The 13,132-nt window shown below is 40.4% G+C and carries 9 protein-coding genes; 7 read left to right on the top strand and 2 right to left on the bottom strand.

Translation table 11 applies throughout. From position 1 onward, the window contains the following. The first annotated feature begins 51 nt into the window (after window positions 1-51). Window positions 52-651, top strand: coding sequence for an HmuY family protein (locus IEE83_RS00435; RefSeq protein ID WP_228101614.1), 600 nt, complete (start codon window positions 52-54; stop codon window positions 649-651). A 92-nt stretch (window positions 652-743) separates the two neighbouring features. Here IEE83_RS00435 and IEE83_RS00430 read toward each other — a convergent pair whose 3' ends face one another. Together IEE83_RS00430 and IEE83_RS00425 are read right to left on the bottom strand one after the other, a co-directional pair. After that, window positions 744-1,361 (bottom strand): YdeI/OmpD-associated family protein, encoded by a 618-nt coding sequence (locus tag IEE83_RS00430; RefSeq protein ID WP_194118678.1) that lies wholly within the window; start codon window positions 1,359-1,361, stop codon window positions 744-746. Window positions 1,362-1,452: 91 nt separating this feature from the next. Then, complete coding sequence (locus IEE83_RS00425; protein ID WP_194118677.1) at window positions 1,453-2,493, bottom strand: GNAT family N-acetyltransferase; 1,041 nt, start codon at window positions 2,491-2,493, stop codon at window positions 1,453-1,455. 282 nt (window positions 2,494-2,775) lie between these two features. Between IEE83_RS00425 and IEE83_RS00420 the strand changes: the two genes are divergently transcribed. The 6 genes from IEE83_RS00420 to IEE83_RS00395 all read left to right on the top strand — a co-directional run bounded on the left by IEE83_RS00420 (window position 2,776) and on the right by IEE83_RS00395 (window position 13,000). Continuing rightward, a complete protein-coding gene (locus IEE83_RS00420; RefSeq protein ID WP_194118676.1) occupies window positions 2,776-4,515 on the top strand; it encodes an ABC transporter ATP-binding protein in 1,740 nt (579 codons plus the stop codon). Further along, window positions 4,512-6,329 carry an ABC transporter ATP-binding protein gene (locus tag IEE83_RS00415; protein ID WP_194118675.1) on the top strand — a complete coding sequence of 606 codons (1,818 nt, stop codon included), beginning with the start codon at window positions 4,512-4,514 and terminating at the stop codon, window positions 6,327-6,329. The genes IEE83_RS00420 and IEE83_RS00415 overlap by 4 nt, the downstream gene beginning before the upstream one ends. A 183-nt stretch (window positions 6,330-6,512) precedes the next feature. Then, window positions 6,513-6,932, top strand: coding sequence for a hypothetical protein (locus tag IEE83_RS00410; RefSeq protein ID WP_194118674.1), 420 nt, complete (start codon window positions 6,513-6,515; stop codon window positions 6,930-6,932). A 216-nt stretch (window positions 6,933-7,148) separates the two neighbouring features. After that, a complete protein-coding gene (locus tag IEE83_RS00405; RefSeq protein ID WP_194118673.1) occupies window positions 7,149-8,300 on the top strand; it encodes an efflux RND transporter periplasmic adaptor subunit in 1,152 nt (383 codons plus the stop codon). A 29-nt stretch (window positions 8,301-8,329) separates the two neighbouring features. After that, window positions 8,330-11,485: an efflux RND transporter permease subunit gene (locus tag IEE83_RS00400; RefSeq protein ID WP_194118672.1), complete on the top strand. Its 3,156-nt coding sequence runs from the start codon at window positions 8,330-8,332 to the stop codon at window positions 11,483-11,485. Between the two features lie 72 nt (window positions 11,486-11,557). Next, window positions 11,558-13,000 carry a TolC family protein gene (locus tag IEE83_RS00395; RefSeq protein ID WP_194118671.1) on the top strand — a complete coding sequence of 481 codons (1,443 nt, stop codon included), beginning with the start codon at window positions 11,558-11,560 and terminating at the stop codon, window positions 12,998-13,000. Window positions 13,001-13,132 lie beyond the last annotated feature (132 nt).

Genomic DNA, 13,132 nt, shown 5'->3' with positions numbered 1-13,132 from the left:
CGGCCACAACGCCGTTTTCTCTGATCTATAGATTTAAACAGAATCTTAATCATGCTTACATCTCTTTTATTTATTTCAACATTAGTAACTTCGGTACCAGACGGGTCATCTTTTAGCCAACCTACTAAATTCGAATCCAATATGCGTAACGAAATTTCAAAAGCTGAGATCCATGTCATCAAAGATTTCAGTGCAGTAACACAAGCGAATACATACAATTATTTCAGCCTCACCAGCGAAAGCGAAGTAGCTGCGGCGGATGCTAAAACCACCAAATGGGATCTGGCTTTCAGTGGGACAACTATCCTGACAAACGGCGGAACCAGCGGATCAGGACAAGGCGGTGCAATTGTTGTTGAAAAACCATTTGATACCATTACCGAAGCCCCAAAAGATGGTTACAAAGTAGATGGCGGAAGCGGAAACGCCATTGCAAGCGGGAGTGGAAATTCCTGGTACAAATATGATATGAGCGTCCATGCAATCCTTCCGATTGTCGGCAGAACGATTATTGTAAAAACAGCAGAAGGCAAATTCGCCAAAATCGAATTTATAAGTTATTACAAAGGTGCGCCGGAAGATGTGCCAACGGAAGAATCAAAATACTATACTTTCAGATATGTACTGGCCGACGAAAACGGCAAATTCTAATTTTGGCTATCAGCTTTCGGCAGTCGGCTATCAATTAATTGACCAGATTTAATTCTGGCAAGTTCTGAAGGCCGACCGCTGACAGCCGATAACTATCTTTGATATTTCCAGTTCCTTGTCTTCCCCTCTTCTATCCATTCCACAGCTCGCTCCATTCTTTTCACTCTGGTCGTTTCGCTTTTTGCTTCAACAATCCAGTCGACATATTCCTTTTTTTGCGATAGCGTAAACTTTTTAAAATTTTCCAGCGCATCAGGGTTATCATCAATAGCTTCCAGAATATAATCCGGTATCACCAACTCCTTCACAACTTTCTTTGCGGGGTCTTTGGTAATTTTCACACCATTATCAATTAAAGACATGGCGTCGTGTATAAGGGCAATAATCTGCTCTTCTGATGGCAGTTCCTCAATTTTTGTAATCTTACCAAACTGTCCCATACCACTGTTTTCTCCATCTACTGAAAACAATTTATCCGGATCTTTCATCTTGGAGTAAAGCCAGAAATGGAATCCGCAATGATACTTAAAAGACGCCATACTACACAAATTGCCATTTTTGTACTCAAAAAATGGCATACTCCATTTCATGACTTCTTTGACATCCGGACAGGCTGCATGAACAAGTTCACGCCAATAATCTAAAATCGGAATTGCGAATTCAGCCGATTTAATAATATATTCATCTATTCGTGGTAGTCTGGTACCCATTTCAGATTGCTATTTTGTAAGAATTTTTTTTTGTTTGAAAGCAAAGAATATGTTGGTGAACATTCATAAATTCTTAGTAGAAACCAGAATACTATTTTTCCAAAATCTCTTTCAAGTTCTTCAATCCATTGGAAAAATCACTGCCTACAGATTTTTCCATACCCATAAACGGCAGCATCGCATTCATCGGATACGGCATTTTTCCTGAAAATCCCCATTTTACTTTTGTCTGGTTTTCGCCGGCATTTTCAGTAATCATGTAAGCATCATTCTTAGATTCAAAAGGTTCAATAAACCGTAATTCAGTATCAATGCGCTCTCCTTCGTCAATCTTTTTTATTTCCTGCTCCCCTTTCCCAACATCATCATTTCCCTCCCACATAGACGTAAAACCTATTGTCCCATCCGTGCCTTTATATGTCTTTTTTATATTAGGATCCATCCGCATCCAAACACTCCAGTTATCCTGATTTTTCAAGGATTTCAAATATTCGAAAACTTCGGCTTTCGGTTTATTAACCACTATTTCTCGTTCAACTGCATAATCTTTTGGCATAATGAAGGCTGCAATCAGGAAAATCCCGATGAGTCCAAGTAGAATGTAGAGCGCTTTTTTCATGATCGAGTTCGTTTTAGGTGAATAACTGAATTTGAATTTTTCTTCATCAATGTCTTCAATGCTTTCAACGTTTTCCATCCCGGCCTTTTCCAAAACTCTTATCGAAGCAGCATTGTGAATGTTCACAAATGCGATTACAGCAGTCGGATTAAATGTTTTAAGTGAAAACCGAATCAAGGATTTCGCTATGGAAGTGGCCACGCCTTTGCCCCAATATTCTTCCATAATCCTATATCCAATCTCCACTTCGGTTCCGTAAGGTTCCAGTTTTGCGGCGCCTACCAAAGCTCCTGTTTTTATTTCTTCAATTAAATATCTTCCAAAATAATCGTTGGTACCATTTTCCCGAAGAATCTGCGCCAGCATCTTGTCCGATTCCTCACGGCTTAGCGCAGCACCGGTCACAAATTTCATTACCTTATCGTTGTTACTCAGTCTGTAATATTTGTCGCTGTCAGCGCTCGTCATTTTTGTTAAAATGAACGTCGGGGTTTTAATCTGAAATACTTTCATAAAAATAGGAGTCCCTAAAATTAACGATTAACCATCGGATTTTCAATTCATTAACCTATCCGGAAATCGTTTTCGAAATATACATTTTCTATCTAAAAATATGAATTAATATACCATTATTTATTGATAAGTGACATTAACAAATTATTAGAAAAAACCAGGGCAGGATATTTGTAGCATCCGTAAAAAATTAAATATCTATTTTGCATACCTGTACACGCATAGCCAACAACGTCCGGTACTCTCTTTTCAAATTACCCAAAATCTGATGCATTTGTTCTGATGAAAAGATATCTTCAGTTTATAAAAAAATACCAGACGGCAATGATTCTCGGCCCATTCCTGGCCATCATTGATGTTTTTGGAGAAATTGTCCAGCCAATGCTGATGTCAGACATTGTGGATGTCGGAATAAAGAATCAGGACACGCATTACATACTGAAAATGGGTGCGCTCATGATTGGTTTGTCTCTGGTAGCAATCGTTGGCGGTATCGGAAATGTTTATTTTTCTTCCAAGTCATCCGTCGGTTTTGCCAGTGAATTACGACAAGGTTTGTTCAAAAAGATTCAGGAATTTTCTTTTTCAAATATTGATACTTACAGCAGCGCATCGTTGGTAACACGGTTAACAAATGACATAAATACCTTACAACAGGTAGTAATGATGTCTTTACGTTTGTTAATCCGTGCTCCGTTAATGCTGGTTTGCGCTGTAATTTTTGCTTTACAGATTAACCATCAATTAACCCTTATTATTGCCGTAGCGATTCCGGTTTTAAGTCTTGCCATTTTCATTATCATGAAAAAAGGCATTCCTTATTTTACCAAAATGCAGAAAAAACTGGATCGCGTTAATGCCGCAATTCAGGAAAACCTCACCAATATACGCGTTGTCAAATCTTTCGTCAGAAGTGATTTTGAAGAACAAAAATTTTCAGTCGCTAATAATGATCTTATGGAAATGTCAGTCAAGGCGTCAACAATTGTCATTTTGATCATGCCGGTGATGATGCTGATCATGAATGTTTCGATTGTCGCGGTTGTCTGGTTTGGCGGAAATAAAGTTATGACAGGCGATTTGCAGGTTGGGCAGCTAATGTCTTTCATAAGTTACATTACCCAGATCCTGATCGCGCTGATGTTACTTTCCATGACAATTATGATGTTTTCCCGTGCAAGTGCTTCCTCAAAAAGAATCATTGAAGTGCTTGATACCAAAATTGATATCAACGATACGCCATCCGCATTAGGCCAGAATTTACAAATTCATAAGGGAAAAGTGGAGTTCCGGGACGTGTGTTTCAAATATAAAACTGAAAGTGATCTTTTTGTTTTGAAAGACATCAGTTTCACCGCAGTTCCTGGTGAACTGATCGCTATTATCGGTGCGACAGGTTCTGCCAAAACAAGTCTGGTCCAGCTTATTCCAAGATTGTATGATGTTACCGAAGGGCAAGTTTTAATTGATGGCGTGGACGTCCGGGATTATTCGCTGAAACATTTGCGGGAAGCGACGGCAACGGTACTTCAAAAAAACGTTTTGTTTTCAGGAACAATAAAAAGTAATCTGAAATGGGGAAAGCCTGATGCCAGTGATGAAGAACTCATTTCAGCTGCAAAAGATGCCCAGGCGCATGACTTCATTATGTCGTTCCCTTTACAATACGAAACGATTCTCGGACAAGGTGGTGTAAATCTTTCCGGCGGTCAGCAGCAGAGATTATGTATCGCCCGAGCACTTTTGAAAAAACCAACCATTCTCATTCTGGATGATAGTACAAGTGCCGTTGATACAGCTACGGAGGCAAAAATCCGGACGGCTTTGCAGGAAAATCATAATAATACAACCACGTTTATCATCGCACAAAGAATCAGTTCCATCGAGTCTGTCGACAGGATTATTATTCTGGACGACGGACGGATTATCGGCGTCGGAACGCATGATGAACTGATGAAAACCAACGCGGTTTATCAGGAAATTTACCAGTCTCAACAGCAAAATGAAGCCATAGCCTCATGAGCGAAAATAACAAATCACAACCTTCGGCAGCTCCGGGCGGAATGCCGGGATCGGGTTCAGTAAGACGGTTTTCAGCAGAAAAACCAAAAAATATTAACCTGACGATGCGTCGGCTTTGGGGATATTTGCAAAAAAATAAACTGGGACTGCTCACTGTGGTTTTATTTATTTTGATCAATACATCCGCTTCTCTAACCGGATCTTATCTGCTTCGCCCGCTGATCAATGATTACATTATTCCAAAAGACGTAAACGGACTGATTCACATGCTCGGGATCATGCTGGTGATCTATGTAGCGGGCGCAACAGCAGCTTATCTGCAAAGTCGTTTCATGATTATTATTTCTCAAAAAACGGTTAACGAAATGAGAAATGATCTGTTCAAAAAGCTGCAATCGCTTCCTTTACAGTTTTTTGACACAAATAGTCATGGTGATTTAATGAGCCGTTTCACCAATGATGTAGATCTGATCAGCGAATCATTAAATAACAGTTTGACCCAGATTTTCACCAGCATCATTACGCTTACAGGAACATTTCTGCTCATGTTATACATTAGTCCGCTGCTGACTTTGGTAACGTTGGTGATGGTTCCGCTTATGCTTTTCCTGGCTTCCCAGGTTATCAAAAGAAGTAAAAATTATTTCATTGCCCAGCAAAAGGCAGTGGGGATAACGAATGGTTATATTGAAGAAATCATTACCGGAATCAAAGTCGTGAAAGTATTTGGTTATGAAGAAAAAGCAGAAGCCGATTTCGAAAAACTGAATTTCGATCTTCGTGATAAAGCAACAAAAGCACAAATGTTTTCGGGTATGATGATGCCGATTATGATCAACATGAGTACGATCAATTACGCTTTAACAGCGACAATCGGTGGAATTCTGGCCGTAACACGAGGTTTGGATATTGGCGGACTCGCTTCATTTCTTCAATATTCACGACAATTTGGAAGACCGATTAATGAATTATCCAGTCAGTTAAACAGTTTACAAGCTGCATTGGCCGGAGCTGAACGTGTTTTTGAAATGATGGATCAACTGCCAGAACCGGCAGATTCCGAAAACGCCGTAACACTTTCAAAAGTGCAAGGCGAAGTTCGTTTTGAAAATGTGACCTTCAGTTATAGCCCGGATAAGGTGATTTTGCACGATATAAACTTGTCCGTAAAACCAGGACATAAAATTGCTTTTGTAGGTTCTACAGGAGCAGGAAAAACAACGATCATTAATTTACTTCCAAGATTTTATGACATCCAATCAGGAAAAATCACGATTGATGGCATTGATATAAAAGACATTTCAAGAGAAAGTTTAAGAAAATCACTCGCCATCGTTTTACAGGATACGCATTTATTTACCGGAACCGTGATGGAAAATATTCGCTACGGAAGATTAACGGCTACGGATGAGGAAGTAATTCATGCGGCTGAACTTGCCAATGCACATTCTTTCATATCCAGGATGCCGCAAGGTTATAATACCGTTTTGGATGGCGATGGAAGTAATTTAAGTCAGGGACAAAGACAGTTACTGAACATTGCCCGCGCCACAGTTGCGGAAGCACCAATTTTAATTCTGGATGAGGCAACAAGTTCGATCGATACCAGAACGGAAAAGCTGATCGAGGAAGGAATGGATACCTTGATGAATGGTAAAACTACCTTTGTAATCGCTCACCGATTATCGACAGTCAGAAATGCGGATGAAATTATTGTGCTGGAATATGGACGTATCATTGAGCGGGGAAGCCACAATGATCTGATGTTGAAAAAGGGGAAATACTATCAGTTATACACCGGACAGTTTTCCTGAATTAGAAAAAAATTAAATTTCATTAACACGCATTAACAATTCAGAAAATTTGCTTTAAAAGCCCGAATTATTATATTTGAATTATTGGAACACAGTATTGCATTTCCAATAATTTAATTCCAATCATTCTTGAATTCATTATAAAAATATGAATTTTTCAATGTTTTGATAATAGTTAGCACCATGCTTAAAAGAACTTTTGTATTGTTTTTTTGCATCGGGCAAATCCTTGCCTCGGCACTGTTTTTCGGACAGGCGGAGGCGTCGTGCAGGACTAATTTTGGAATCGCTAACTTATCTCCTTTCAACAATAAATATTATCTCGAAGAAGATGAAGTCCTGGAAGTGGATGATTCCATTTGCCTGCATCAGACATTTATCAGTGCTGATGAATTCAAATGGAAAGAAAATCTTTCAAGCCTTTTACGCCACCGAACTTCTAATTACCGCTTCATTAGTCTTGAATCAGTCCTTTCAGAATATTTTCATTTTTCAGAAAAGTCAGTTTTCCAACATTACACCAGACAAGTTATCGGCTCCATGGAGGGGTTACTTACCTTGCCGGATTATTACAGCTTTCTTCATCGACTTTGCCCATTCTAGGCATTCATAAAGGCATCTGCCTTTACCTGTACATTTTAGCCGCAACATTATTAACGTATAATCTGACGTAGAAACGCCAGCATTTCAGCGCGTATTTTACATTTCAGCTTATGCTTTTTTCCCGTCCTGTAACTTTTACAGGCGATAAAACTGTGCGCTATATTCTATTCCTGATCTCATACAAAATATTAATTTTCAACCTGTTAACTACTCATCATGAAAAATTATCATTTGGCTGTATTACTTGGTATAAGCTTTTATACCTCCAGCTGTACTACCCAAAGCAAAGATACCGCAGAAAGCAAAGACTCGATTTTAACGATACCCGTTACCGTTTTAAAAACCCAGAATACAGAATTGCACCGGGAATATGTCGGTGATATTCATGCTGTAAAAAACGTAGAAATTTACGCCCGTGTAAAAGGATATCTTGAAGAAGTTTACGTGGATGAAGGCAAGGAAGTGAAAAAAGGACAAATACTTTTCCGCATAAACAGTGAAGAATATGCAGCAGAACTGGCCAAAGCCAATGCAAGTTTGCAAAGTGCTATTGCTGATGCAAAAGGAGCGGAACTGGAAATGGGCCGCGTGAAAATGCTGGTAGAAAAAAATGTAGTTTCAAAAACAGAACTTGACGTTGCCAAGGCTAAATATGCAGCCGTGACGGCAAGGATTGAAGAAGCGAAATCGATGAAATCAAATGCGGCCATTCTGCTTGCTCATACCCAGATTAAAGCTCCTTTTGACGGCATGATTGACAGGCTCCCTTTTAAAATCGGTAGTTTGATCAATGAAGGAACGTTATTGACTACCCTTTCGGATACTAAAAATGTTTTTGCATATTTCAATGTCTCTGAAAACGAATATCTGGAATATACAAAAGCAAAAGACGCAGCATCTAACCAAAATGCGATCGTAGAGCTCGAACTTGCGGACGGCTCTTTTTTCAAACATAAGGGAAAAATAGAAACAATGGAAGGAGCTTTCGATGAAGGAACGGGCTCTATTGCTTTCCGGGCACGTTTTGCAAATCCTGAAAAACTGTTAAAACATGGTTCAACCGGTACAATCAGATTGACAAATACTGTTGAAAATGCCCTTTTAATTCCTCAGAAAGCCGCCTTTGAAATTCAGGATAAAAGCTTTGTTTACGTTTTAGGAAAAGACAATAAAATAAAGACCAGAAGCTTCGTTCCCAAATCGAGGCTTTCAGGATATTACATTGTAAAGTCAGGGTTAGAGCCGGGAGAAACGATTATATATGAGGGACTTCAGGGATTGAAAGATGGCGTTACGATTAATCCAAAAATGATCACTTTGGATTCTGTTAAACCAGAAAAGAGCAACATCGAGCTTACAGCACGATAAAATCTTAATTCTCACCTGAATTTTAAATCATGTTTCAAAAATTTATAGAGCGACCGGTTCTGTCGCTAGTCATTTCCATTTTCATCATCCTGCTGGGGATTTTGGCTTTTATAGGACTACCCGTTTCTCAGTTCCCTGATATTGTCCCTCCTTCTGTTGTTGTAACTGCCACCTACACGGGTGCCAACTCGGAAGTTTGTGTAGATGCGGTTGCAGTCCCTCTGGAAAAGGCCATCAATGGGGTTCCTGGCATGACCTACATGACCAGTGTATCAGGTAACGATGGTGTTACCACGATCACTATTTCATTTAATGTAGGTGTGGATCCCGATTTGGCCGCTGTGAACGTACAAAACCGTGTTCAAACAGTTATTGATGAACTTCCGGAAGAAGTAATCAAAGCTGGGGTTACCACCGAAAAAGAGGTGAACAGTATGCTTATGTACCTGGATATCATGAGTACAGACACTACTGTGGGTGAAGACTTTGTATACAATTTTGCTGATATCAACATCCTGAAAGAGTTAAAAAGAATCGACGGTGTGGGTCGCGCGCAAATCATGGGAAGTAAGGATTACTCCATGCGTGTGTGGCTCAAACCCGATCGGATGAATACCTACAATGTTTCGGCAGATGAAGTTGTTCAGGCGATACGCGATCAAAATGTGGTTGCTGCACCGGGAAAAACAGGCGTAGCTTCTGGCCGCGAAACGCAGGTTTTGCAGTATGTTTTAAAATACACCGGCAAATTATTCGAGCCGGTTCAATATGAAAATATTGTATTGCGCTCCAATCCGGATGGTTCCATGTTGAAATTAAAGGACGTTGCTGACATTGAATTTGGAACACTGGAATATGACATGGCTTCCAAATCCAACGGAAAACCTTCGGCATCGATCATGATCAAACAGCGGCCGGGATCCAATGCCCAGGAGGTTATCAAAAATATCAAAAGCAAAGTAGCTGAATTGAAAGGTACAAGCTTTCCTCCTGGAATGGACTACTTTGTTTCCTATGACGTTTCGAGGTTTCTGGATGCTTCCATTCATGAGGTTGTCCGTACACTGATTGAAGCCTTTATTCTGGTAATTATTATTGTGTTTCTCTTTTTGCAGGATTGGCGTTCAACACTTATTCCCGCATTGGCTGTACCGGTTGCTTTGGTCGGAACTTTTGCTTTTATGCAATTATTCGGATTCTCAATTAATCTACTGACGCTTTTTGCATTAGTACTTGCCATTGGCATTGTGGTGGATAATGCCATTGTCGTCGTGGAAGCAGTTCATGCAAAAATGGCTGAGAAACATCTCGACGCAAAAGAAGCTACCATTGAATCAATGAAGGAAATGAGCGGAGCAATTATTGCGATCACGCTGGTCATGTCGGCCGTATTTGTTCCGGTTGCATTTATGTCAGGACCCGTCGGCGTTTTTTACAGGCAATTTTCAATAACGCTGGCAATTTCCATTGTTATATCCGGAATTAACGCATTGACACTCACTCCTGCACTTTGTGCATTAATGCTTAAAAATACCCATGGCCAGCCCTCTAAGAACACACCACTCGACCGGTTTTTCAGAGGATTTAATAAAGGCTATGATGGTATTTCTAATAAATACAGGAAATTACTATCACGCATCGCCAGCCGGAGAATGATAACCATAGGTCTTTTAGTGGCTTTTTGCATTGGAACATACGGAATCAATACCATATTACCAACCGGATTTATCCCAACAGAAGATCAGGGTGTGATCAATGTAAATGTCACAACGCCGGTTGCCGCTACCGTTGAAAGAACGGAAGCTGTACTGGATGAAATACAGAAAGTAGCAGAGTCACTGGAACCTGTCGAGTCTGTATCTTCCCTTTCGGGTTATAGTTTGATCACGGAATCTGCCGGTTCATCTTATGGTATGGCCATGATCAACCTCAAAGCCTGGGACCAGCGAAAAGAATCAGTAGAAGATATCATCGCGGAAATGGAACGAAAAACAAAGCATATTACCGATGCAAACATACAGTTTTTCCCTCCTCCAACTGTTCCCGGATTTGGTAATTCCAGTGGATTTGAACTTCGTGTTCAGGACAGAACAGGCAGTGACGACCTGCAAAAAACAGCCGAAATAACGAATCAATTTGTAAAGGCATTGATGGATACACCGGAAATCTCTAGTGCATTCAGCAGTTTTGATGCCAGCTTCCCACAGTATATGATCCATGTGGATGCGGATATTGCTTCCAAAAAAGGAGTTTCTGTTGATGTGGCTATGAGCACACTCCAAACCTTGATCGGGAGTTTATATGCTTCCAACTTCATCCGGTTTGGACAAATGTATAAGGTAATGGTGCAGGCTGACCCAAGTTTCCGTAAAACCCCGGAGGACATTTTGAAATTATATGTCAAAAATAATCGTGGCGAAATGGTTCCCTTTTCGACTTTCATACGATTAGAGCGGGTTTACGGACCGGAACTACTGACGCGCTACAACATGTTTACATCGGCAATGATCAATGGAGATGCCGCTCCTGGATTTAGTAGTGGAGATGCCATCAAGGCTGTTGAACGCGTTGCAAAAGAAAAGCTTCCAAAAGGATTTTCGTATGAATGGTCAGGTATGACGCGGGAGGAAATCCTTTCGGGCGACCAGGCAATGTATATCTTCGCTATTTGTCTGCTGTTTGTCTATCTCTTATTAGCAGCGCAATACGAAAGTTTTCTTCTTCCGTTACCCGTAATTCTTTCCCTGCCAACGGGAATTTTCGGAGCATTTTTAGCACTGAAACTTCTCGGTTTGGAAAACAATATTTACGCCCAGGTTTCGCTGGTAATGCTTATCGGACTTTTAGGAAAAAACGCGATCCTGATCGTTGAATATGCCATTCTTCGTCAAAAAGAAGGTCGAACTGTTTTTGAAGCTGCGCTGGAAGGAGCCACAGAAAGATTACGTCCGATTTTAATGACATCCTTTGCTTTCATAGCAGGTTTAATTCCGCTTTGTATTGCATCCGGCGCTGGTGCTTTGGGTAACAGGTCTATTGGTACGGCGGCGGCTGGCGGGATGTTAATTGGAACATTGTTCGGGGTAATTATTATTCCCGGGCTTTACGTCTTGTTCGCTACGCTTGCACTTCCTAAAAAACCTTCTGCACCAAAAATTGAGCGGGAAGAAGTTTTGCTCCACTGATTTTGAAAAAAGATTATCTGGCAGTCATGAATTACTCATGACTGCTACCTTTTACTAACTGCATTTTAATTAATGAAAACATATAAAAAAGCTTATCAAATCCTCCTGGCTGTAACTTTAATTTTCCTTGGCGGGTGTAAGGTGATGCAGCCCATCCAACACGCCTCTTCAATACGTACGCCGGAAGCCTTTGAAAGTCAAACAGACTCAACCGGTATTGGTTCAATGCAATGGAAATCATTTTTCAAAGATGCGAATCTGATTGCGTTGATCGATACTGCTCTACTGAATAATCCGGATTTAAGAATGGCTATTCAAAGAATTGAGATGGCTAAAACAAATATTTTGCTTGCAAAAGGAGCTTTGTTGCCAGCCGTAAACGCAGAAATTTCTGGTGGTGTACGCAAGTTTGGAGATTATACGATGGATGGGGTTGGAAATTACGACACCAATTTTTCAGAAAATATTGACAGTGACAGAAGACTTCCGGCACCGTTTATGCCCGATTATTTCGTAGGATTCAGAAGTACCTGGGAAGTTGATATCTGGGGAAAATTAAGAACACAGCGAAAAGCAGCTTACACGCGTTTTCTGGCCACACAAAAAGGTAGGAATCTAGTGGTAACAAGTCTGATCGCACAGGTAGCGCGACTGTATTATGAACTTTTAGCGATGGATTCGGAGCTTGCGATTATCCAGAAAAATATCACATTACAGCAATCCGCGGTTGAAAATATCAAGATCCAGAAAGAAGGTGGAAGAGCAAATGAATTGGGTGTAAGACAATTTACGGCTCAGTTACTGAATACGCAAAGTCTGGAAATTCAGATTAATCAACGCATTGTTGAAGCAGAAAATAACCTGAATCTTTTACTAGGCCGTTTCCCTCAAAAAATTACCCGAAGCGGAAGATTGAATGAAAATTTACCTGAGCGCGTCCAGGCAGGAATTCCTTCAAAAATGCTGATCAGGCGTCCGGATATCCAGCAGGCGGAATTAGAATTATTAGCAAATCATGCGGATTTACAAGCAGTAAGATTGGCTTTTTTGCCTTCGCTAAACATCACAGGCTTATTAGGTTTTAATGCTTTCAAAGGTTCTTTACTATTTAATTCCGGTTCATTAGCGTATTCCGCACTAGGTGGATTGGCTGCTCCAATTTTCAATAGAAAAGCCCTTAAAGCCGGTCAAAAACGTTTTGAAGCCGCAAGTATTGAATCGCTTTATGCTTATAACAAGGCGATCTTGACGGGTTTTCAGGAGGTGAGTACCAGTTTGAAAAAAATTGAAAACACGAAAAAAATCTCGGATTTTAAGAAGCAGGAAGTTGATGTTTTGCAACTTGCAGTGGTTACTTCACGGGATTTATTCCTGACGGGTTATGCTACTTATCTTGAAATAATTGCAGCGCAGAAAAATGTTCTGGAAGCGGAACTGGCGTTAACAGAAGTTCAAAAAGACCAGCATTTAGCTTTGGTGGATTTGTATAGGTCGCTTGGTGGTGGGTGGGAATAAAACTAGTTTTTTGCCAATTTAATCGGTCATGCCTACGGCATTTTATTGCGATACATTCGTCCCAAATCCCCCGGGTTAAAACCCGGGGCTACAATGTCGGTCATGCCTACGGCATTAATAAGTCAGTATCAC

Origin of the sequence: Dyadobacter subterraneus (assembly GCF_015221875.1) — a bacterium.
GTDB lineage: Bacteria > Bacteroidota > Bacteroidia > Cytophagales > Spirosomataceae > Dyadobacter > Dyadobacter subterraneus.
The sequence above is the reverse complement of the archived record's forward strand: the minus strand, read 5'-3'. Positions and strand labels throughout refer to the sequence as shown.